This is a genomic window from Thermomonospora cellulosilytica (assembly GCF_014138835.1).
Classification (GTDB): domain Bacteria; phylum Actinomycetota; class Actinomycetes; order Streptosporangiales; family Streptosporangiaceae; genus Thermomonospora; species Thermomonospora amylolytica.
On the sequence record NZ_JACJII010000001.1, the window covers coordinates 1741091 to 1764187 of the forward strand.

At 68.1% G+C, this 23097-nt stretch carries 17 protein-coding genes; 13 read left to right on the forward strand and 4 right to left on the reverse strand.

Features of this window, described 5'->3' with window-relative positions:
• Nucleotides 1-351: 351 nt before the first annotated feature.
• Nucleotides 352-1986: a DUF6119 family protein gene (locus HNR21_RS08415; RefSeq protein ID WP_182704740.1), complete on the reverse strand. Its 1635-nt coding sequence runs from the start codon at nucleotides 1984-1986 to the stop codon at nucleotides 352-354.
• 410 nt (nucleotides 1987-2396) lie between these two features.
• Between HNR21_RS08415 and HNR21_RS08420 the strand changes: the two genes are divergently transcribed.
• From HNR21_RS08420 to HNR21_RS08445, 6 genes are all read left to right on the forward strand, one after another.
• A complete protein-coding gene (locus HNR21_RS08420; protein WP_182704741.1) occupies nucleotides 2397-4061 on the forward strand; it encodes a DNA recombination protein RmuC in 1665 nt (554 codons plus the stop codon).
• An 86-nt stretch (nucleotides 4062-4147) separates the two neighbouring features.
• Nucleotides 4148-6253 carry an N-6 DNA methylase family protein gene (locus HNR21_RS08425; protein ID WP_182704742.1) on the forward strand — a complete coding sequence of 702 codons (2106 nt, stop codon included), beginning with the start codon at nucleotides 4148-4150 and terminating at the stop codon, nucleotides 6251-6253.
• A 23-nt stretch (nucleotides 6254-6276) separates the two neighbouring features.
• Complete coding sequence (locus tag HNR21_RS08430; protein ID WP_182704743.1) at nucleotides 6277-7887, forward strand: class I SAM-dependent DNA methyltransferase; 1611 nt, start codon at nucleotides 6277-6279, stop codon at nucleotides 7885-7887.
• Nucleotides 7880-9010, forward strand: a complete 1131-nt coding sequence (locus HNR21_RS08435) for a restriction endonuclease subunit S (RefSeq protein WP_182704744.1) — start codon at nucleotides 7880-7882, stop codon at nucleotides 9008-9010. Before HNR21_RS08430 ends, HNR21_RS08435 begins: the two co-directional genes overlap by 8 nt.
• On the forward strand, nucleotides 9007-12204 hold the full coding sequence (locus tag HNR21_RS08440; RefSeq protein WP_182704745.1) for a type I restriction endonuclease subunit R: 3198 nt from the start codon (nucleotides 9007-9009) through the stop codon (nucleotides 12202-12204). Before HNR21_RS08435 ends, HNR21_RS08440 begins: the two co-directional genes overlap by 4 nt.
• Nucleotides 12191-14839: a hypothetical protein gene (locus HNR21_RS08445; RefSeq protein ID WP_182704746.1), complete on the forward strand. Its 2649-nt coding sequence runs from the start codon at nucleotides 12191-12193 to the stop codon at nucleotides 14837-14839. The genes HNR21_RS08440 and HNR21_RS08445 overlap by 14 nt, the downstream gene beginning before the upstream one ends.
• A 146-nt stretch (nucleotides 14840-14985) precedes the next feature.
• Here HNR21_RS08445 and HNR21_RS08450 read toward each other — a convergent pair whose 3' ends face one another.
• The 3 genes from HNR21_RS08450 to HNR21_RS08460 form a co-directional block, all read right to left on the reverse strand.
• Nucleotides 14986-15687 carry an HAD family hydrolase gene (locus HNR21_RS08450; protein WP_220500087.1) on the reverse strand — a complete coding sequence of 234 codons (702 nt, stop codon included), beginning with the start codon at nucleotides 15685-15687 and terminating at the stop codon, nucleotides 14986-14988.
• Between the two features lie 128 nt (nucleotides 15688-15815).
• The gene (locus HNR21_RS08455) at nucleotides 15816-16724 is read right to left on the reverse strand and encodes a phosphotransferase (protein WP_182704747.1); all 909 of its coding nucleotides are present in this window, start codon (nucleotides 16722-16724) and stop codon (nucleotides 15816-15818) included.
• 18 nt (nucleotides 16725-16742) lie between these two features.
• Complete coding sequence (locus tag HNR21_RS08460) at nucleotides 16743-17960, reverse strand: NsdA family TPR-like regulatory protein (RefSeq protein WP_182704748.1); 1218 nt, start codon at nucleotides 17958-17960, stop codon at nucleotides 16743-16745.
• A gap of 239 nt (nucleotides 17961-18199) precedes the next feature.
• Between HNR21_RS08460 and HNR21_RS08465 the strand changes: the two genes are divergently transcribed.
• The 7 genes from HNR21_RS08465 to HNR21_RS08495 all read left to right on the forward strand — a co-directional run bounded on the left by HNR21_RS08465 (nucleotide 18200) and on the right by HNR21_RS08495 (nucleotide 23060).
• Nucleotides 18200-18616 carry a hypothetical protein gene (locus HNR21_RS08465; protein WP_182704749.1) on the forward strand — a complete coding sequence of 139 codons (417 nt, stop codon included), beginning with the start codon at nucleotides 18200-18202 and terminating at the stop codon, nucleotides 18614-18616.
• Nucleotides 18613-19002: a hypothetical protein gene (locus HNR21_RS08470; RefSeq protein ID WP_182704750.1), complete on the forward strand. Its 390-nt coding sequence runs from the start codon at nucleotides 18613-18615 to the stop codon at nucleotides 19000-19002. Before HNR21_RS08465 ends, HNR21_RS08470 begins: the two co-directional genes overlap by 4 nt.
• A gap of 222 nt (nucleotides 19003-19224) precedes the next feature.
• Complete coding sequence (locus HNR21_RS08475; protein ID WP_220500088.1) at nucleotides 19225-20901, forward strand: sensor histidine kinase; 1677 nt, start codon at nucleotides 19225-19227, stop codon at nucleotides 20899-20901.
• 73 nt (nucleotides 20902-20974) lie between these two features.
• The gene (locus tag HNR21_RS08480; protein WP_182704752.1) at nucleotides 20975-21469 is read left to right on the forward strand and encodes a roadblock/LC7 domain-containing protein; all 495 of its coding nucleotides are present in this window, start codon (nucleotides 20975-20977) and stop codon (nucleotides 21467-21469) included.
• 1 nt (nucleotide 21470) lies between these two features.
• Complete coding sequence (locus tag HNR21_RS08485; protein ID WP_182704753.1) at nucleotides 21471-21872, forward strand: DUF742 domain-containing protein; 402 nt, start codon at nucleotides 21471-21473, stop codon at nucleotides 21870-21872.
• 10 nt (nucleotides 21873-21882) lie between these two features.
• The gene (locus tag HNR21_RS08490) at nucleotides 21883-22485 is read left to right on the forward strand and encodes a GTP-binding protein (RefSeq protein WP_182704754.1); all 603 of its coding nucleotides are present in this window, start codon (nucleotides 21883-21885) and stop codon (nucleotides 22483-22485) included.
• Nucleotides 22482-23060: a GAF domain-containing protein gene (locus HNR21_RS08495; RefSeq protein ID WP_182704755.1), complete on the forward strand. Its 579-nt coding sequence runs from the start codon at nucleotides 22482-22484 to the stop codon at nucleotides 23058-23060. The genes HNR21_RS08490 and HNR21_RS08495 overlap by 4 nt, the downstream gene beginning before the upstream one ends.
• The last annotated feature ends 37 nt before the right edge of the window (nucleotides 23061-23097 follow it).

Consider the following 23097-nt stretch of genomic DNA (forward strand, 5'->3'; position numbering starts at 1 on the left):
GCTCCCGGTCGTGTTCCTGGCCTGCAGCCAGGGCCGGGCCATCTCACCAGGCATTCCAACGGGCGATCGGCACCTTGACGGTGACTCCAGCCAACGGCGAGAGCCACCCATGGACCTACGCTGGGTGGGAGTTCCTTCAACTACGCCGCATCGCAGGTTCCACAAGAACGCTCCATTGCGGCACGAGAAAGTACACGCGGCACAACGCCATGCACGTTTATCGCGACGCGTCCGGGTCGGGCACGGCATTGACCACTTGAAGAACTGACGAGCCCGTGCCCATCACCATGGCTGCCGACACCGCCTTAGCAACCATGTGCGAGCCCGTTAGACAGCAGGGTGTCGGCACGGTCAGGTGCCAGGGATGCCGATCACCTCGACGTTCACGCCGTAGGTCGAGTGCAGGGTGTCGGCCATGTTGACCAGGGCGACCTGGGCGAACGGGAAGAGGGTGTCAGGCGTGAGCGAGACGCCCTTCTTCAGCAGGATCGCGAAGATCACCTTCTTGGGCAGGGTGCCGGACGGGATCGTCCGGCACCCGCCGCTGGCCTCCGCCACCAGCTTGGCGAAGTTCTGCCGGGCCTCGGGCTGCAGCATCAGGGCCTCGGTCGATACCAGGGCCTGGTTGAACAGGTGGCTCAGCGGCGAGGACTTCTCGGCCTGCTTCACATGGATCAGTTCGAGGTCGGGCCCGAGCCCGTCGCACGGCTCGAACCCCTTGTTCTTGTGCAGGTCCGTGCGGACCTCGGTGCGGTCGAGGCACAGGTAGTTCGCCGGGCCGAGCAGGCGCTGCACCTTCTTGTTGTAGTCCCGCTCGTCTTCGGACGTCCACGGGGGCATGGCGATGCTCGGGGTGTCACTGATCAGCTCGGCCACCCGCCGCCGGATGTCGGCGACGTACTCGACACCGCTCTCGTACCAGTCGCCCTCGATGAGGAAGTACAGCTTGTCCCCGACGGTGACGGACGCCTCCAGCCACTTGATGGGCTTGGCCTCACCCAACGGCTGCTTTCCCTCGCGGTCCGCGCACATCACCAGACGGCCGGAGCGCATCGCGGCGGTGGGGGAGATGCAGTACTGCACGCGGCACCGGTACCGCAGGTCCTCCAGGTCCAGCTCCTCGCGGGGGTTGAGCCAGGCCGATCCCACCTTGATCCGGTACGACCGGGTGTGCGGCAGGTGCTCGACCAGGTGCGTCGGCACGGCCGGGGCGAGCGGCATGTCGATCTCTCCACGCAATCCCTGGTCGAGCAGGCCGTCCAGCATGGCCACCCGCTCCCGGTCGCGGACCGGCTTGATCGCATCGATGAACGCGAACCCGGTCTGTACCTCACGCGCGCTGATCTCGTTGACCCGGCGCAGGAACGCCACGAGGCGATCCGGGGCCAGCGGGATCGGCAGACGGAGTCCGGCCGAGCCCTCGATCGCCACGGTGCCGCCGGGAGCCAGTCCCAGATCCTCGGTGGCGATGGCTCCGCCGAGACGACGCACCAGCTCGGCGTGCCGCTTGACTCCGATGCGGCCGATGGGAAGGCCGGCCGGAACCAGCGTGGTGTCCTGGCGGCCCTGACCGGTCATGGCGCGGCGGCAGATGTCACGCACCTTGTCCGGGTCGACGGCGCGGGTGGCGAACCGCAGGCCAAAATCCGGGTCCTTGTAGTCCTCGGGCACCAGCCGGAAGCCCTGGCCGAACCCGATCGCGTACACCTGGCCATCGACGGCGATGAGCAGCAGAGCGGCCGGCTTCCGCTCGTCCAGGTTGATGTGCAGCCCGGTCAGTGCGGACGCGTCCGAACACCACTCGGCGGTGGGCAGTTCGAAGTGCCCGTCCACGGCGAACGCCGGTGCCCCAGGGAAGTCCGGGCTGTGCAGGGTGAAGCCGTTTTCGTCGAGGTGTTCGATGTCGAGGGCGTCGAGCATGCCCCCCTCATCGGGCACCACCCCCATCAGTCGGTACAGGGTCACGGGACGGGTGCTTCTGGCCATGGTCACTCCTGGGGAAGCTGATCACGGTCGCGGTCCGCAATCGATGGATCCGGGCACCGCACAAGCGGTGCGTCCGTGCTCAGATCGGTGAATCCACACTCGGCCAGGTCGCTCGAACCGGGTGGTCTTCGATATCGACCCAGTTCAACGCGCTGAGTGGAATCCACCGGACCTGCAGCGGAGGATTCGCCGGGGAAGCGAACTGCTCACACGGTAAACCTCTTAGAGCTCCAATGATCAACTATTAACTGATAACCCTGGTTATCAGTTAAATCTTTTCCTCAATCGGCATGATCCTCGTACGGTCGTGACTGCTGTGCCGCCTGGGATCCGCGAGCCGGGCGGCACAGTGACCGCGTCTTCCCCAACCGGCCGGCGAACCGGATCGGTGCGGCCCCGGAGGTATCGACATGACCACGTTCTCTCTCGCCATGGCGACCCTGCTGGTGGGCGCCATCGGCGGCCTGCTCGGTTACCTGCTCGCGAGGACGCGAGCCGACGCCAGATGCAGGAAGTTGGACACGGATCTGCAGGTCGTTCAGGAACAGGCCCGTCAGATCCACAAGCAGATAGAAGAGGTCCGCGCCGAACGCGACCGCGCGAACGAACGCGCCGAACAGGCGGAAAGGACGCAGGCTGAGCAGGCAGTTCAGCGTCGGGGCCAGGACGAATTGCTGGGCCGGCTTCGCGCTGAGCTGGAGACCGCCCAGGACAAGCTCCGCAGCGCCGAGTCGCAGGCGGGCCGGCTGCAGGCGTCTCTGGAAGCCAAGCAGAAGGAGAACGAGGCCCTCGACCACGACCTGAAGGACGCCAGGCTGCACATAGCCGAGCTCAACGCGATCGACGAGCAGCTCCGGCAGAAGCTGGCCGAGTACCACCAGCAGGTGACCCAGCTGCAGATCGAGCAGAAGGCGCTGCACGAGCGGGCCGCCGCCATCGAGGCGGCCCGCAACGAGCTGGAGAGGACCCGCGAGGAGAACAACCGTCTGGTGGCCAAGAGCCTGGAAGATCTGGCCGCCCAGATGCTGAGCCAGGCGGAGGAACGGCTGGTCAACGCGGCCGAAGGAAGGCTCACCGCCACCAGCGCGCCGGTCAGGGAACAGCTGGACAAGCTCCAGGAGCAGCTGCGGCAGCTGCAGACCCAGCGGGCGGAGGCGGACGGCCGACTCACGCAGCACATCGCCCTGCTCGCCGAGGCGACGGCCAAGGGCCACGAGCAGACCCGCACGCTGGTCGACGCGCTGCGCAAGCCGCAGGTCCGCGGCAGCTGGGGCGAGATGCACCTGAAGCGGGCGGTCGAGCTGGCCGGCATGTCCGAGCACTGCGACTTCAACACGCAGGTCACGACCGAGGGAGAGGACGGCCGGCTCCGCCCCGACATGGTGGTGCACCTGGCGGACGGCAAGCATGTGGTCATCGACGCGAAGGTGTCGCTGGCCGCGTTCATGGCCGCCATCGAGGCGACCGAGGACGACGAGCGGGAACGGTGGTGGGCCGAGCACGCGCAGCAGCTCCGCAAGCACGTCGACGCGCTGGCCGCGAAGGAATACCACGGCCAGGTCGGCGGCAGCCCGGAGTTCGTGCTGATGTACCTGCCGGGTGAGTCCCTGCTTCAGCCGGCCCTGGAACGGGACCCGCAGCTGCTGGAGTACGCGATGCGCAAGCGGGTGATCATCGCCGGGCCGACCAACCTGATGCTGATGCTGCGGACGATCGCGTTCGCCTGGACCCAGGCGGCGCTCCAGGAGAACATGCTGCAGGTCTACGAGCTCGGCCGCGCCCTGTACGAGCGGCTGGGCACGCTGGGCGCGCACCTGACGTCTCTCGGCAAGGCGCTGGAACGGTCGGTCACCACCTACAACAGCACCGTCGGCTCCCTGGAGAACAGGGTGCTGGTCGCGGCCCGCAGGTTCCAGACGCTCAAGGTCGTGGACGACGAACTCGAGACGCCTCAGCCGGTCGACAAGTCCGTCCGTCCTCTGGGAAGCCCCGAGTTGGTGGCGGCTGCCGAGGTGGAGCAGACGATCCGCAGCCTCCCTCAGCCCAAGGCCGACAATGCCTCGGAGACCGCCTGATAAGGGGAGTTATCGGCAATCTTCTCACCAGATCGATCGAGATCATCTAGAGTCGTGTCCCGCCGCTGGGTGGAGGGAGGTGCTGGGTGGCCGTCTCGCTCGATGGCGTGTACCTGATGTCGGGCGCCGAGATCGCCGAGCTGGCCCGCGTGCAGCGCCCCGTCGTCAGCACCTGGCGGCGGCGGCACCCCGACTTCCCGCGCCCGGTGGCGGAGGAACGGGGACAGCTCCTGTTCGACGGCACCCAGATCGTTGAGTGGCTGGTGGCGACCGGCCGGGCCGAGCGCAAGGAGATCGAAGGCGACCTGCGGATCTACGCGCTCGCCCGGCTGGGTGCCGAGCTTCCTCCGCACATGCTGGTTCCCGCTCTGACCTCGCTGATCTGTCTGCGGCATCTGACCGGCGACGAGTCTCTCGACGACAAGGTCACCAGTCCGATCGGCCGGCTGCGCGGCCTCGCGGCCGAGATCGACCCTGACGACGAGTTCCTGGCGTCCGAGGTGGGTCGGTTGCGTACGCCCTGGTTGCCCGCCATCGTCGATGAGCTGGTCGAAGCGGCCTGGAGCACCCGCGGAGCCTTCGAACGGGTCATGGACGTTCGTGACCGCTTGGGGGCGGCGGACCTGTCGGCCGACCGGCTCTCTCCCGAGCTGCAGTCCCTGGTCGTGAAACTCGCCGATCCGTCCGGCCTGGCCGACCGCCTAGGCGAGTTGCATCTGGCCGACCCCAACGCCGGCGTGGGCGACCTCATCATCGCGGTGGCTCAGGAACTCCGTGACGACCAGGCCCTCCGGGTGACGGCCTGCTGCCTCGTCTCCGCCTCGGCTCGCCTGGTCCGCCGTCGCCTGGCTGTCCGCGACCTCACCGAAGACGACTTCGACGTCGTCTCCACGGCGGACGAGTGCTTGAAGGACGCCAATCTGGTCGTCTCCCAGCTTCCCTACCGTCCTTCTGAGGAACGCTCTCCAGAGCAGGGGCTGGCGTCCCTTCACGGGCTGTGGCAGCAGATGCCGAACGGTGCGACCGCCATTGTGATCGCTCCCGCCGACACCACGGCCGCACTCGAACCACGCGGCGACGCCGCAGAGTTCCGCGAGGCGCTGCTCCGCACGGGATGCGTCAAAGCCGTCATCCGGCTGCCCGGCGGTCTACTGCCGTACCGGCCCGGCTACGAGGTGGCGCTGTGGGTGCTGTCCAAGGGCATCACCGGGGGAGAACACGGCAAGGTGCTCCTGGCCGACGTATCCGACCGCTCCCTCAACCCGGCGCTGATCGACTCACTGGTCACCGATGTCCTGGCCTGGCGCAACGCCGACTTCGACGGAGCCGCTCACGGCCGCGTCCACACGGTCGCCACTCCCATCCAGGCCCTCGTGCCGAACCTCAAGGCGACCGGCCCGCGACAGGTGCCCCCGCTCATTCCCCGCTACCTGCCGACGATGGACGAGGTCCTCCTCGAGACGCCCGAACGGGTCGCCCGGGCACTGGAACTGGAGCGCGTCCTGTGGGAATCACGGCCCGACCTGCCGCAGTTCAACAGCGGCCTCGCCGCCAGCCCACAGCCTCACCCACCCGCCACCTGCACGATCGCCGACTTGGCCGCCGGGGCACGCTCCCGGACGAACTCGCTGTCCGTGCGGAGTGGCACCCGGCTCTCAGACAGCGACATCAGCGTCGGCCTACTGGCGGACCACTCGACGTCCTACCCCGTCATTGGCCCATCCGAGATCACCGAGGAGATCCCACTGGGCCGGCGTCGTGTCGACCGCGTGACCTTCGAGTGGAACCACCCGAACGCCAAACGCAGCCTGCCCGGCGACGTCATCATCACGATGACGCCCAAGCCCGCCGCGATCGTCGACCACGACGGCTACTCGGTGATCGAGTTTCCGGCCAGGGTCCTGCGTCTCACCAAAGCCGGCAGGGAGCGGTTCACACCACGCGTTCTCGCCGCTCTGCTCAACCTCGCAGGCCGGGCCGATGGAGCCGTGCGTCCCGCCCAGCGGCTGAACGAACTACGGCTGCCGCTGCTATCCCGTTCCGACCTCGAACGGCTCGACCAGCTGCTGGCCGAACTGGAGGACAGGAGGGAGCGAGCACGACGCGAAATCGCAGCTCTCGACGAGCTGCGAAGCCTCACGACCAACGGCCTGAGCGACGGAACACTCACGCTCAGCGACTTCATTCGATAGTCGACGACAAGTTGAGGAGAAGCATGCCACCCAGGAAGAAGGGCACAGCGGGGCAGGCGGAACTGCCCGGCGTGTCCACCATGGCCGAGATCAAGGACATCCTCTGGAAGTCCGCCGACAAGCTTCGCGGCTCGATGGACGCCGCCCAGTACAAGGACTTCGTCCTCGGTCTGGTGTTCCTGAAGTACGTCTCGGACGCCTTCGAGGAGCGCCGCGAGCAGATCCGGCAGGAGCTCATCGCGGACGAGGTGCCCGAGTCCCGCCACGAGACCTTCCTGGACGACAAGGACGAGTACGAGCGCGAGGGCATCTTCTGGGTCCCCGAGGGCGCCCGCTGGGCGGACCTGGCCGCGCAGGCCAAGTCCGGCGCGATCGGCGAGCTGATCGACGCCGCGATGGACGCCATCATGAAGACCAACCGCTCCCTGGTCGGCGTCCTCCCCAGGATCTTCAACCAGCCGAACGTCGACCAGCGCCGCCTCAGCGAACTCGTCGACCTGATCAGCGACGCCCGCTTCACCGGCCACGACGGCAAGTCCGCCCGCGACGTCCTCGGCGAGGTCTACGAGTACTTCCTGGAGAAGTTCGCCCGGGCCGAGGGCAAGCGCGGCGGCGAGTTCTACACACCCGCCAGCGTCGTCAGGGTGCTGGTGGAGATCCTGGAGCCGTACAAGGGCCGGGTGTACGACCCCTGCTGCGGCTCGGGCGGCATGTTCGTCCAAGCGGAGAAGTTCGTCCTCAGCCACCGCGGACGCCGCGACGACATCGCCGTCTACGGCCAGGAGGCCAACGAACGGACGTGGCGACTGGCCAAGATGAACCTCGCCATCCACGGCATCAACGGCGACCTGTCCACCAAGTGGGCCGACACCTTCTACGAGGACAAGCACCCCGACCTCAAGGCCGACTTCGTCCTCGCCAACCCGCCGTTCAACATGTCGGACTGGTACCGCAAGACCGACGACCCCCGATGGCGCTTCGGCACCCCGCCCGCCGGCAACGCCAACTTCGCCTGGATCCAGCACATCATCTCCAAGCTGGGCCAGCGAGGCAGCGCAGGCGTCGTCATGGCGAACGGCTCCATGTCGTCCAAGCAGTCCGGCGAAGGCGACATCCGTGCCGCCCTGGTCGAGGCAGACCTGGTCGCCTGCATGGTCGCCCTGCCGCCACAGCTCTTCCGCACCACGCAGATCCCCGCCTGCCTCTGGTTCTTCACCAAGGACAAGAGTGCCCGTGCGGGCCAGACCGACCGTCAGGGCCAAACGCTCTTCATCGACGCCCGTAACATGGGCACGCTGGTCGACCGCACCGAACGCGTCCTCACCGACGACGACATCGCCAAGATCGCGAACACCTACCACGCCTGGCGAGGCACCGCCAGCGCCCGCGAGGCCGGCCTGACGTACGAGGACGAGCCCGGCTTCTGCTACTCGGCCACACAGGACGAGATCCGCGCCCACGACCACATCCTCACCCCGGGTCGTTACGTCGGTGCCGCCGAAACCGACGACACCGATGACGAACCCATCGCTGACAAGATCGACCGCCTGACCAAGGAACTCTTCACTCACTTCGAAGAATCCGCTCGCCTCGAGCAGGTCATCCGCCGGCAGTTGGAGCGCATCGATGTCTGAGTGGACCAAGACCACTATCGGAGAGATCGCTGAGATCTTCGACGGCCCTCACGCGACGCCCGCTAAGACGTCTTCCGGGCCTTGGTTCCTCAGCATCAGCAGTCTCGATCGCGGGCGTCTGAACCTTGCGGAGTCGGCTCATGTCTCAGAGGAAGACTTCGTGAAGTGGACTCGCAGGGTCACCCCCGTTGCAGGCGATCTCTTGTTCTCATACGAAACCCGTCTCGGTGAGGCCGCGCTTATGCCGGATGGGGTACGGGCGTGCCTCGGAAGGAGAATGGGACTCCTCCGCCCAAGGACGGATCGCGTTGATCCGAGATTCCTGCTCTACGCATACCTGGGTCCGCAGTTCCAGCAAACGATTGCCGAGCGGTCAATCCATGGGGCCACAGTAGATAGGATTCCGCTTACTGAACTGGGTAAGTGGCCGATCTCGATTCCGCAGTTGAACGAGCAGCGGGCCATCGCGGCGGTGCTGGGGGCGCTCGACGACAAGATCGCCGTCAACGGCCGTATCATCGCCACCTCCGATGAGCTTCTAGCGTCGCTTGCGAAAGGAGCTTTCAAGAATGCAACGAGGAAAGTTAGGCTCGGTGAATTGGTCACGCTGAAATATGGGAAATCGCTCAGGGTGGGTGACCGAACCCCTGGGCCTATACCGGTCTTTGGGGGGAATGGGATATCTGGATCTCATGACACGGCTCTAGTGAATGGCCCTGGTGTCATTGTGGGCCGCAAGGGGGCTAATGCGGGATCAGTTTCATGGTCGTCCGGCGATTTCTGGCCGATCGATACATCCTTCTATGTGGATGTCAACTCGTCTAATCTGCCCTTGGAGTTTGTCTTCTTCCTTCTAAAGAAGGCCAATCTCCCGGAATTGGTCGGAGATTCTGCAATACCGGGGCTTAATCGAGAAATTGCTATGTCAGTTACCGTGCCACTCCCGGACGAGGGGGTTATCAAGGGATTTGTGGAGCGTGCGCGCGTTAACCTTGCCTTCCAGGATCGGAAGCGCCAAGAAATCCAGCGGCTCATGGAAGTTCGCGATGTTCTACTTCCCAAGCTCATGTCCGGGGAGGTTAAGGTCCGGGATGCTGAGAATTTGGCGGAGGGTGCCGTATGACTGGTTACAGCGAAGCCGACCTTGAATACGACGTCCTCGACATCCTCGGCGACCTCGGGTGGGAGCCGTTGGAGGGCAAGCAGATCGCTGTCGGCTCCGGGGAGCGGGAGTTCTGGGAGGAGTTGATCATCCCCGGGCGTCTGCGGGCCGCGGTGGCGCAGATCAACCCGGAGTTGCCCGCCTCGGCCGTGGACGAGGTCGTTGACCTGGTCCTGTCGCCGAAGTCGCAGGATGTCAGGGATGAGAACAAGCGCATCCACGAGTACCTGACCCAGGGCATCCGGGGCATCAGCTACGTCGACGAGTTCGGTGCCGAGCAGCACCCAACCGTTCACCTGATCAACCGCAGAGACCCGTACCGCAACGAGTTCCTCGCCGTTCGCCAGGTCATGGTCGTCCAGCGGGACGAGCGCCGGCGGTTCGACGTCGTGCTGTACGTGAACGGGCTTCCGCTCGCCATCTTCGAGCTGAAGAAGATGACCGATGAGCGTGCCACGCCGGAGGCCGCGCACGCCCAGCTCATGTCCTACGTCCGCGACATGTGGCAGGCCTTCCGCTGCAACGTGATCAGCCTCGTCTCCGACGGCGTGAGCGCCCGGTACGGCACCGCGTTCACCCCCTACAACCACTTCGCCCCCTGGAACGTCGACGAGGGCGGCGAGCCGGTCCAGCAGTCGGGGTCCTGGGAGGAGTCGGAGCTGAGCCTGGCGCTGCACGGGCTGTTCGAACAGCGCCGGTTCATCGAGCTGCTGAACGGCTACGTGGCCTTCGCCCAGTCCGACGGCGGTCCGGTGAAGCGCATCGCCAAGCCGCACCAGTACTTCGCGGTGTCCAAGGCGATCGGCAAGACGATCGAGGCGGTGCGCAGCAACGGCAAGGCCGGGGTGGTGTGGCACACCCAGGGGTCCGGCAAGTCGTTCGAGATGGAGCTGTACTCCAACCAGGTACTCAAGCACCCGGCGCTCGGCAACCCCACGATCGTGGTGATCACCGACCGGACCGACCTGGACGACCAGCTCTTTGAGAACTTCGACGCTAGCGAGCTACTCCCCGAGAAGCCCGTCCGGGTGACCAGCCGCGAGGAGTTGCGCACCGAACTCAGCAACCGGCGGACCGGCGGCATCTACTTCACCACCCTGCAGAAGTTCAGCCGCACCAAGGCCGAACGCGACGCCGGGCTGCACCACCCTCTGCTCTCGGAGCGGCGCAACATCATCGTGATCGTCGACGAGGCGCATCGCAGCCACTACGACGACCTGAACGGCTATGCACGGCACCTGCGCCAGGCGCTTCCCTACGCCACGATGATCGCGTTCACCGGGACGCCGATCTCCGAGGCCGACCGTGACACCCAGGCGGTGTTCGGCGACTACATCGACATCTACGACCTCACCCGCGCCGTCGAGGACGGCGCGACAGTGCCGGTCTACTACGAGAGCCGCCTGATCCCGGTCGAGCTGCCCGCCAAGGTCGACCCCGAGAAGCTGGACGAAGAGGCCGACAAGGCCACCGAAGGGCTGGACGATGCCGAGCGCAGGCGCGTCGAGAGCGCCTCGGTCACCCTCAACGCCGTCTACGGCGCGCCGGCCCGGCTGGAGAAGCTGGCCGCCGACATCGTCGAGCACTGGGGGAAGCGCTCGGAGGCGATGAAGGAGTTCATCGGCGTGCCGGGCAAGGGGATGATCGTGTGCAGCACACGGGAGATCTGTGCCGCCCTGTACCGGCGAATTATCGCCATAAAGCCGGACTGGCACTCCGATGACGTGAACACGGGCAAGATCAAGGTCGTCTACAGCCCGGAGCAGAAGGACTCCGAGGAGCTGCGTGCCCACTGGATGCGGCCGAGCGAGCACAAGACCGTCCAGCGGCGGATGAAGGATCCCGACAACGAACTCGAGCTGATCATCGTCAAGGACATGCTGCTCACCGGGTTCGACGCGCCTCCGCTGCACACCCTCTACCTCGACCGGTCGATGCGCGGCGCGCAGCTCATGCAGACCCTCGCCCGCGTCAACCGCACGTTCCGCAACAAGCAGGACGGCCTGATGGTCGGGTACGCGCCGCTGCACGAGAACCTGTTGAAAGCCCTGGCGGAGTACACCACCACCGACCAGCAGACCAAGCCGATGGGCCGCGAGGTGGAGGAGGCGATCGACAAGGTCCGCGACATCATCGAGGTCCTCGGTGACGTCCTGCTGGAGGGCTACCCGTGGCGGGAGAAGCTCCGGGTCAAGAGCCCCACCGCCTATCGCGACACCGTTCATGGGGCTGCAACTTACGTCTGGGACTCGCGGCACCCGCTCAACCAGGTCGAGGAGAATCGCGAGACCCGCGAGCGTGAACCGACGCTGAAGGAGCGCTTCCTGCGCGAGGCCGGGCGGCTGGCCCGCTTCTACGCTGTGTGCTCGACCAGCGGCAAGCTGAACGACCTCCGCGATGACATCGCGTTCTTCCGCGACGTCCGTGTCGTGGTCGTCAAGCTCGAGGCCAACCGGCGCCGGGCGGAGGGCCGTCCCATCCCCGCCGATGTCGAGCTGTACCTCAAGCAGCTCACTGCCGGGGCGATCGAGGCCGGGGACGTGACCGACCTGTTCTCGGAAGCCGGCCTGGAACGCCCGGACCTGTCGCATCTGGACGACGCGTACATCAAGAAGTTCCAGGCCAGCAAGCACCCCGCGCTGGCGATCGAGGCCCTCCGGCGTCTGGTCCAGCAGGAGATGCGCAGGGTCACCAAGCACAACATCGTCCGCCAGCAGAGCTTCTCCGACCGCCTGCTGGAGCTGATGCGCAAGTACACCAACCAGAACATCAGCGCCGCCGAGGTCATCGCCCAGCTGTTCGAGCTGGCCAAGGAGGTGGCGGCCGACGCCAATCGCGGCCAGCAGTTCAGCCCGGCACTCACCAGCGACGAGCTGGCGTTCTACGACGCGGTCGCAGCCAAGGAGAACGTCCGGAACCTGATGGGCGACGAGAAGCTCGCCGACATCGCCCGGGACCTGGTCAAGGCCGTCCGCCGCAACCTGTCCACGGACTGGACCGCCCGCGACGACGTCCAGGCCAAGCTCCGCTCCATCATCAAGCGCCTGCTGGCCCGCCACGACTATCCGCCCGAGGAGGAACAGGACGCCATCGACAAGGTCATCCAGCAGCTGGAGACCTTCGCCGACGAATGGGCGCCGGATGCCGACCGATGACTCCCACGCCACAGCCGCGCCCTCGGCACCGCATCGCCGCCCGCTGAACAAAGTCCGGGAGATCCGCCGCAAGGTCGGCCAAGGAGCCGACGCCCGGGCTCTGGTCAACGAGCTGAAGAACAGGTCGGTCCGTTCAGACGCCATCGCGGCGCTCGCCTACGCCGTCTGGCAGATCGAGGGAGAGCTCCTCGCCCATCGCAACGGCGATCGCTCCGTGCCGAAGCCCTCGGTGCTCGGTGGTCAGCGCCAGGTCATCGAGACAGCCCTCTCCCATCTGGAACGGATCGACCACGAGGAGCTCGAGAACCGGCTGCGCGCAGTCCCACCACTTCGCTCGGCCCCCAACCACCTGTCCGCGATGGTGATGCAGCACCTGGGCGGAGTGTCGTTCCAGAAGGACTTGCGGCGGTTGCTCCAGGAAGACGGCCTGGCCACCGACGCCATCCACCCGCCTAACGATGCGGGCTTCGCCTGGGCGCGGGGCGCCGGGTTGATCCCGGCACCGGACGCCGCGGTGGAGGAGATGTTGGGCCGCGGAGACGAGGAGTTCGTCGCCGCGATGCTCAAGGACGCCGCCGACCCCGGCTTCCTGCCGGACCACCCGCTGATCGCGGAACGCCGTCTCGGCCTCGACGGCGCTGCCAAGCAGCAGGCCCGGCTGCGGAACGGCAAGGCCGAAGAGCGGATCAGCAGGATCCCTCGCGAGCGGCGGACACGTGAGCACTTCCACTCGCTCCAACAGGCCTACCAGCGTGCGGGCATGCTCGCCCTCCGGCAGAAGCAGAGCAAGGCGACGCTGGCCGCCAGCCGGCTGGCCGCCCTCAAGCTGCGCCGGTCCACGCAGTTCATGCGGCTGCGTGCCGACTACCTGCAGCGGGCCGCGGAACTCGCCGCACAACGAGACCCCGCACTGTGGCAAGCCGTGCTCGGCACGGTCATCACCCACCAGCGGCACTGCCCCGAGGTGAGCAAGGCGTTCCCCTGCGCCGAATGCGCCCCCGAACTGGCCACGGCCATCAAGAACGCACGCAAGCCCGCAAGCGCGCCAGTCCCGCAGCAGACGCCGCCCGCGCCGGAAAGCACGCCGGCTGTTGCCCATGCCGAGGGACACAGGGCTTCGAATCCTGAACCTGCAGCCGAGGGCCCATCGGCGGCCGAGACACGGCCACGAGACGACGCACTCCTTGTCGCCGTGAGCGCCTCCGCCAACGATCGTTCCAGCACGGTAGGACTGGCCTGGGTCGCGGAGGACGGGCAGTCGGGCGCCGCAACAGACCATGCGGGAAACCTGCAGGAAGCCCGATTGCTGGCCTTGTCCCGTGCGGTCGCCGACCAGGACGACACCGACCTGCCACTGGACCTCATCGTCACCGACGACCACACCCGGCAGGTGGCGATGCAGTTGCTTCGTCAACGCCGAGGCCAGGCGCCTGTGGTCGAAACCGAGTTCCCCAGTGTCAGGGATCTGCTGCGCTACCTGGTCGGGCAAAGCGGCCGAGTACGCGTCCTCTCCGGGCAGGTCGCCGAGCACCACGCCGAGCTCGTGCGCGAGGCGACCCAGCTGGCCAAGTTCGCGCTGGACTCCGTCCGCGGCGGCCGAACCCAACGTGACCTGCACCGTGAGATGGAGGCGATCGCCGAACGGCTCGGGGCGACCGAAGCCGTGCACTTCGTCTCGCCACATGAGCGGGCATTCGACCCCGTTGTCCGCCGTCAGGGACAGGACCAGCGCTGGAAACAGGTCCTGCACGCCGATCACCTGGCCAAGGCGATCTTCCCGGTGCCGGACCGGATCCAGGACGATCTCCGAAAGCTCCATCCCGGCGTCGGACTGCGGCTGACACTGATCCACCGCTCGCCGACCTGTCCCGGGGAGAAGAAGTTGCTGCAGCTGCGGGCGACCGCAGGCGACGGAGCACTGAGGCTGGACTCCGCCGACTGGCCCGAGGACTTCTTCCCCGGCATCCAGATCGAGTGCACCTGGCAGCCAGGCCGGCGGTCGTTCATCGCGAAGACGTTCCGGCTGGGCAACCCGCGCCGCGTCGGCGATCGCGAGGTCGGCTACGACTACGACCCGATGGCCTACACCCGGGGAACGGCACCGGGCGGCTTCGATGCCCGGCCGCGTCAGGAACTGAGCGTCGAGGACTGGGTGCTGCGGACCATGCAGATCCTCGGCTACCTGGATGCGGACGGCCGTGCCGTCCTCGCCGAGGAAGCCCTGGATCGCAACCTGGTCGAACTCGGTTTTCCAGCCGACCAGTTGCACCTGGTGACCACGGCGGTGAAGCGCCTGCTCCAGCAAGGGCGCATCGAACGAGTACAAGGCTCCCTACGGCCTGACGGCCGTCCCATCTACCCTCCGATCCGTCGCCTTCCCAGCGTGGACCTGCTCAGCTTCCAGCCGAAGGTCGTGGAGCTGCCACGGACGAAAAGCCGCCGACGACCCAATCCGTTCGTGGAACGCCGAGCGCACTACGTCTCAGGCTTCGTGCGGCGGCTCCCCCGCGGTGCGCGCGCTTCCGATGAGGCCCGGGAAGCCCACGCCGAGGCACAACGACGTGCACAGATCGCCAATGACGGCCCTCTCAAACCCGGCTACACGTTCGTCCGAAAACACCGCCGTCGCTCCTGACCCGGCGTGAGCCTGGACCAGGACAGCCGTGGAAACTTCGGGGCACCTACGTTGTGGTGGAGCCCGTCGGCGTTGGGTGGCGAGTGGAGCTGGCATGCCGCCCATACGGGTGACCTTCAAGCCGGTGCGGGAGCTACTGGGGGAGATCAGGCCGCACTGACCGCCAGGACCGCTTCCACGACGGCGGTGGTGTCGGTGAGGTCGGCCAGGACCAGTTCCGCGCCGGCGGCTCGCAGTGCGGTCTCGTCGCTGACGCCGGTGGCCACGGCGACCACCCGGGCGCCGCCGAGGTGGCCGGCCTTCACGTCCAGGGGTGTGTCCCCGATCAGCACGGTGTGATCGGCGTCGACTATCTCGCCGTAGACGGCGGCGGTGCGCTGCCGGGCAAGGTCGACCAGCGGCGGGCGGGTGATGCCGTCCATGCCGTAGGCGCCGACCCGCAGGTCCAGGTGCTCATCGAGGCCGAACGCGGCCAACTTCATCTCCGCGATCGGCCGCATGTTCCCGGTCAGGGCGGACTGGATCACCTGTGGTTCGGCGGCCAGGGCCTGCATTGCGGCGTGTGCGCCGGGCAGCGTCCGCCCCCGGGTGCGGATCTCCTGGATCCGGGCGGCGTACTGTTCGGCCACGATGTCGGCGAACGCGTCCACCAGTTCCTCGGTGGGGGTGATCTGGTTGAGGTGCAGGGTCTCGGTGATGATGGCTCGTTCGGTCTTGCCCGGCATGTCGGGGAGCGCTCGCAGGTTCTGGCCGGTGACCCGGCGGTGCGCGGTGGCGTAGACCTCGGCGGTCAGGCCGTCGATGCTGAGCAGGGTGTGGTCGATGTCCCACAGCACCAGGGTTCGCACCGCACGGATGATAGGTGTCCCGATCTGCGGTTTGTGGCTGAACGGCCACGGATCATCCAGAAGATGAACGCCTCGTCGTAGGGGCGAGGCGTCGGCATTGGTGCATGCGTCTTTTGCCTAGCGCCGGTTCACTTGCCGGAGGGGGAGTTCCATCGTGCGTTCCCGTCTCCGCGGCGGATTGTGTCGAGGCGGTAGGCGACCTCTTCCCGTGCCGTCTGGTCGGTGGGGGCGCGGCGGATGTAGGGGCTGAGGCCGCTGATCTCCCGGACTGCCAGCAGCGTCTCGAAGCCTGGCCATGCGCGGACGTCCCAGCCGTACGCGGCGGTGAACTCTTCGATCTCACGGGCGGTGTGCCGTCCGAAGCGGCGCTGCATGTAGTGGATCTGGATCAGGTCCCATTCGCGTGGCCCGAACGCCACGTGGTCCCAGTCGCCCAGCAGCACGCCGCCCCCGTGGAGGGGGAGAAGGTTGTTGGAGTGGGCGTCTCCGTGGATCAGTCCGGTCGGCAGTTCGTAGTGCAGGGTCGTCCACCGTTGTCGCAGCTGGGTGATCCGGTCGGTGAGCCAGTCCCGGTCGCGGGTGGTCAGAGCGTCGGGATGCTGCTCGGCCGCTGCGGCGACTCCGGTGAGGGGGTCGGTCAGCCGGGGGAGCGGGAAAGGCGGGGCGGGCTGGTCGTGCAGGAGCCGCAGTAGCCGTCCCAGCTCGCCTCCCGTTCCGGCCGTGTGGTCGTCGGTGGTGTCGGCCAGCTGCCACACCGACACCACCCGGCCGTTCACCCGGAACGGGCCCGCCGTCTTGGCCGGGGCGACGCAGGGGTAGCCGCGGGAGGCCAGCCAGCGTGTGACCTGGATCGAGGTGGTCACGCCGTCGAACGCGGCCGGATTGCCGGCGACGCGGACCAGCAGCCGGGCGGTGGGGAGGGCGATGACGGTGTTGCTGTGCCGGCGCAGCACTCGTGCGTCGCCGGTCGGCACGCGGCAGCGGTCGGCGACCTCGGCCAGGACGGCGTGTACGTCCTCGGGAAGCGCTGGGGGCATACGGTGGTGCTTCCCGGGTCACCCGGTCGGATGCAATACCGGTCGGGCCGCCTCGAACACCTCGCCGACGGCCGGGACCGTGCGGTGCGGCTCCAGGGCGTCCAGTACTTCGCGCAGGCGCAGCCGGACCCGGGCGGACGACAGCTGACCGGCGAGGGTGATCAGCTCGCGGGCCGTGCCGCATGCCTGGTCGATACGGCCGGCCTGGGCGTGCCCGATCGCCAGGACGCCCAGGGTGAACGCTTTGGGGCGCGCGTCCTGGCGGACGGTCAGGGATTCTTCGGCGGCTCGTACGGCGCGGTCGCCGAGGCCGATGTTGACCAGGCAGCGGGCTTCCTCGTGTCGCAGGTGTCCCCATCCGTACGAGCCGGCCCAGGCCGGTTCCGGGCCGGTGGCGGGCTGTTCGTAGGCGCGCCACATCGCCGCCAGTGCCCGTTGGGTTTCGGTGGGGTCACCGGTCATCGACCAGGCCAGCGCGTGTTTGGTGCGGACGAAGGCGCGGCTGAGGGGGCCGGTGTTGCGGGCCAGGCCGCAGGCGCCGCCGGTGTAGGCGAGTGCCTGGTCGATGTGCGTACGACGCCGGTCCGGCCGCGTGCCGGTGGCCGCCAGGTGGAGTTCATGTTCGCCGCGGCGGGCCAGCACCCATGCCGACAGAGCGGTGTCATCGCTTTCGTGGGCCATGCTCGCTGCGGTCGCCAGCAGTTGCAGCGCCGTGGTGGTCTGCCCGACGTCCATGTGCATGGCCGACACCCGCATCGAGAACTCGGCCGCGACGGCGAACAGGTCACGCCGCAGCGGCTCGGGAGCGGGGGCGTGCAGGCGGGGCTGCACGACCCGGGTCAGGTAGTCGGTGGCGTACTGGCGGGCGTGCTCGCCCCCGAACTGCCGGTCGGAGGCGGTCAGCGCGGTCAGCATGTTCCGCACCACCGGGATGTCACCGGGCGTCGGTCGGGGGAGCGGGGCGTCCGGCGGGGGAAGGGTGTCGGGGTTGAACAGCTCGTCCTCGGACATGTTCAGGGCCTTGCAGTACAGGAGGCGGTAACGCTCGCTGATACGCGTGACCTGCCCGCCCTCCCACCGTTCGATGCTGCGTTTGAGGCTGGGGAGGGTCGGCATCTCGCGCGGGTCTTCGGCGGCGTCGCGGAGCGCCCGCGCCATCCGGAGGGTGTCCCATCCGCGGCGCTTGCGTTCCGCGCGCAGCCGGTCGCGTACTCGCTGCGTCGTTTCGTACGCCATGAGCGTGCACCTTCGCTCCGGTCGGCGGCACCTCACCGGCGGGCGCGATCGGTGTTCTGTCGGTCTTTGCCGGTGCTGTGTCGGGGTCTGCCGCTCATTGTCGGATAGCCGCGTCCAGTGCGCCGGGTGTTCGCTGACAGTGACCGCACAAAGCAGTGCGGTGTGCGGTCGGGGGGCGGTGACCGGCGCGGCGCCGTCCCCTCCCTGATGGCGATGGTGCATGCGGAAGGCGCGTTCAGATGTCTGTCGACCCAGCGGTGCCCCGGCTGCGTCCGGCCGGGCTCGGCCTGCTGAAACCCCCTGCCGTGCCCAGCGGTGACCTGTTCTCCTGGACGGTCATCGAGGCCTTGGGCGATCCGGCTGCGGGTGCTCCGCCGGCGCTTGGGGCGGTCGGTGTCTGCGGCGACCGCGCTCGGGCGATGAGGCACATGGAGCAGGCCCTGCTGGACGCTCCGGTCCGAGCGTTCGGGCTGCTGCACAAGGTCTGCATCGGCTGGACGGGCGGCTACCGCTACGACCGCCTCCTGGCAAAGATGCGTGTGGACCGTCGCATCCGCGCAGTCCTGGTGGAGGAGTGGGAGCCCACCTCCACGGTGGACCCGGCCGGTGACCTGTTCGCCGAGATCACCCGATTCGCCGGCAGGAACGCGGCATGACCCGCCTGGGCACCGAGGGGCTGGGTACTGATCCGCGGCAGGTCGCACTGCAGGAGCTGGCCGGGCTGCTCCGTGGGCAGAAGTACGACGTCACCGTCGAGACGCTGCAGCTGACCGTGCGGAACGGGGACGGGCCGCCGGTGGAGGTATGGGCGCTCCGCCGACCCGACGACGACTACCAGGTGTGGTTCGCATGGCCGGAGCGGAGATGGATCTGCGAAGCCCGCCACCCCCACGACGCCGTCGTGCACATCAAGAAAGCGCTGCACTGCGTCCCCGATGGTGACGGCGGGGCCGACCCCACCGACGCCGAGGCGCTGATCCGGCGGGACCTCGGGCACTCGGCCGATGGCCGCCACGGCGCCTCTCGCGCCATCTCTTCCTGACAGGCATGGCGAGACAAGACGTGATCGATAGGACGGTGGCCCGGTGCGGGCTGGTGGTGAGCGGTGAACGGTAGCGCCGTGCAGTGGGAACTACAGGATCCGGAAGGTCCACCGTGGCCGGGTTCCGCTTCCCAGTTGCCGGTGGCCTCTGACCTGCGTCAGCGACCGACACGGTGGGAATGGGCGGCCTGGGTCTGTGCCGGAGTCCTGGCGTTCCACGTGATGGGCACCTGGGCGCTCGACGATGCGGCGTCGGCGGACGTCGCCGCAGCCGTGGCGTTGATGGTGCTGGCACTGGCTCTATGGCAGCAGCGAATCGGGGCACAGCAGGCTCTGCGCCGTCAGCAGGATCAGGTGGCGCGACACCAGGCCGAGCTGGTCCGGCTGCGCGAGCAGGCGCATCATCAGGTGCTCGACACCGATCAGCGGTGGCAGGAGTATCACCACCGCCAGATGCAAGACCTCCAACAGGCGCTGGCGCACCTGGCCCACGTACGGCTCCCAGCGGCGCTCAGTGGATTGCCGATCCCGAGCGCCCTGGATGGCGAGGCGGTCGGGCAGCCGATCACCGGATGGCTGGACCAGGTGGTGCAGGCGGCGGTTCAGGCCGCGGAGAACGGCGCCACCATGCGCCGCCTTGCCGCCGAGCGGCAGCACGGTGAGAACGCGGTCGCCGGGCTGCGCGGGGAGCTGCGGGAGTGGATCGCTGCCCTCCGGCAGGACACCGACAGGTGGAACGAGCACCTGAGTCGGTTCGACGGCCACTTCACCACGATCTTGGGCCGTCTGGAGTCGCTGGGGGCGCGGGCGTCGGGGAGTTCTGAGCCCGAGCGCGAGGTGTTGGTGTCGATCGGCCGACGCCTGCACGCGCTGGTCGGTCGCGCGTTGGCGGCGCTGACCTCCCTCGAACGCCAGGTGGAGGATCCGGACCTGCTGTACGAGCTGTACCGGATCGACCATCTGGTGACCCAGAGCCGGCGGGTGGCCGCAAGGCTGGCCGTGCTGGGCGGCGAGACCGCACGCCGGGGGACCGAGCCGGTGGTGCTGGCGACGGTACTGCGTCAGGCGGTGGCCGAGGTCGAGCACTACGAGCGGGTCCGGGTGGTGCTGCCCAGGACCAAGCTGGCGCTGCCGGGCTATGCCGGACCGGACGTCACTCTCCTGCTGGCCGAGCTGGTCGAGAACGCCACGAGATTCTCCCCTCCGCAGACCCAGGTGCTGATGCGCACGGCGCAGACGCCGGAGGGCCTGGCCATCGAGATCGAGGACCGTGGGCTGTCCATGTCAGCGGAACGGCTGGCGACCATGAACCGGTTGCTGGCCGCGCCGGAGAAGGTCGACGTGCGCAGGCAGCTCAAGCAGGGGCAGATCGGGTTGCTGGTGGCCGCTCGGCTGGCCCGCCGCCACGACATCCGGATAGAGCTGCGGCCCGTCGAGGACGGGGGAACACAGGCGCGCGTCCTTGTGCCGGGCAACCTGCTGGCACCTCCAAAGCAGCCGACACCGCACACGCCGACCACCAAGGCCGGGACGCCTGGGACGGTTCCGAACGACATCCAGGCAGGAGTGGTCGCCGTAGCCGCTTCCGCCCCGCCCCGGATATCGGCCGCCGCCATGGCGCACGCCCCAGATGAGCTGCCAACGCGACGAAGGAACGCCACCTCGGCATCCCCAGCGGGGTCCCACGGCGCAGTCGGCGACGTTCCGCTATCCGACGGCAGGCCCCCTCTGCCCCAACGCAGAAGCACGCAGCACCGAGAACCAGCCTCGTCCGAACCCCCAAGCACCACATCCCGGCCGGCCACTCCCGGCCTGATGGCCGGCTTCACCGAAGGCGTCCGGCGAGGGGCACACAGCCCCGCCGCCAAGACGCCCCGCCCTGACGCCGCGACGGGCTGATCGGCCGGACGGGCCACCACAGCCACCCCCCTTTTCCTGCCATGTCTGCCGCACCAACTGCTGGGAGATGTTGATGACGAACCACGTGCCCTCGCCCCAGACGCCTGACAGCCCGGGCCTGGGCTGGCTCCTGCAGGACTTCGTCCAACGGGTCGCCGGTGCCGACGGCGCGCTGCTGGCCTCCCGTGACGGCCTGCAGCTGGCCGCCGCGGGTCTGACCAATGACCAGGCGGACGCCCTGGCCGCAGTGATGTCCGGCCTGTACTCCCTGGCCAAGAGCGGCACCGACCGCATCAAGGGCACCTCGGACGGCGGCGTCCGCCAGGTCGTCATCGAGCACAACCTGGCCTGCCTGTTCGTGATGAGCGCCGATGACGTCCTGGCACCAGGGGCTCCGGTGCCGGCGGGAACCGATGCGCGCATGGTCGGCTGCGTTCTCGGCGTACTGGCCGCGCCGGACTGCGACCCGGGCGTGATCGGATACCAGATGGCCGCGCTGCTCAGCAGCCTGCCCGAGCACCTGGTCACCGCCCGCCGCGGCGATGCGCACCCCGGCGGCGGCCGGTGACATGGCGCATCTCGACGACCCGGCCTGGGTGGTGCAGGACGAGCACGACGTGCGCCCCTATGTGGTCACCGGGGGACGGACCCGTCCCCGGCACGCGATGCGCCTGGTCTCCCTGCTGGCGGCCGGAGACGCCCTGCCCGCCGAACCGCTGGCACCGGAGGCCGAACAGGCTCTTCGGCTGTGCCGCGGCGGGCAGCGCTCGGTGGCCGAGATCGCCGCCACGATCGGGCAACCCGCCCAGGTCACCAAGATCATCCTGAGTGACCTGATCGACTGCGGCGCGCTGATCATCGCGGTGCCCGACACCGCATCCGGCGACCCCGCCTCCGACCCCGACAACGGCACCCAGCTTCTGGAGTCACTCCTTGCCGGCCTACACACCCACTTCTCCGGCGTCGCCTGAGCACGCAGGCGTGGTCCCGGCCCTGCTGAAGATCGTGATCGCGGGTGGGTTCGGCGTCGGCAAGACCACGCTGGTCGGCGCGGTCAGCGAGATCCCCCCGCTGACGACGGAGGAGTACCTGACCACCGCCGGTGCCGGGACCGACTGCCTGACCGGAGTGGAAGACAAGACCACCACGACCGTGTCCATGGACTTCGGCCGCATCAGCTTCCGCCATCCGCAGCCCATGGTGCTGTTCCTGTTCGGCACCCCGGGCCAGGAACGCTTCCTGTTCCTCTGGGACGACCTGACCCACGGTGCCATCGGTGCCGTCGTCCTGGTCGACACCCGGCGCCTGGAGGCCGGCTTCACCGCGGTCGACTACTTCGAGCAACGCGGCCTGCCGTTCGTGGTGGCGGTCAACGATTTCGACGACGCCCCCCACCGCTACACGCCCACCGAGGTCCGCCACGCGCTGGAACTCCCCAAGCAGGTGCCTGTCGTGCTGTGCGACGCCCGCGACACCCGCTCCGCCGCCGCCGTACTGACCACCCTGGTCAGCCACGCCCTCTCCCGCAGCCGATCCGATGCCCGGCCCGGCGCCGGATCCCCTCCACTGAGAGCACGCCCATGACCTTCGTCGCCGATTCCGGCCTGCACCTGCCCGAACCCGACGACCAGCGCGACCAACGGCTGTGGCTGCTGAACGACCTGGGACTCGGCGACGCCGACGCCGAGTTCGATGCGTTCGCCACCGACCTGGCCCGCGCGTTCGCCGCCGGCCTGGCCCGCGACGCCGAGGCGCCCAGCGAGCCCTACGCCATGGTCAACCTGATCACCGACGAGCAGGTCTTCGCCGGCCTGCACAACCCGGCAGGCGGCGATCTGCCGACAGTGGGCCGGACCATGCCCCGCGACCACGGCTACTGCCCCGAAGTGGTCGACCGCAGGAAAGCACTGGTCCTGCCCGATGTCTTCGCCGCTCCCCGGTTCGCGAGCAACCCCGTGGTCGACCAGATCGGGATTCGGACCTATGCCGGTGCCCCGCTCATCCACCAGCCCACCGGCACCGTGCTGGGCACCGTGTGCGTCGTGGGCACCACCGCGCTCCCGCGCTCCACCGGCAAGGCCTCACTCGCCCTGATCAAAGCCCGACGCGACGCACTCATGGACCGCATCTACCAGCGCCTCCGCCACAGGCCGCAGTAGCGACCACTACGGCCGGAACCGCCCGGCAGCCGCCCCA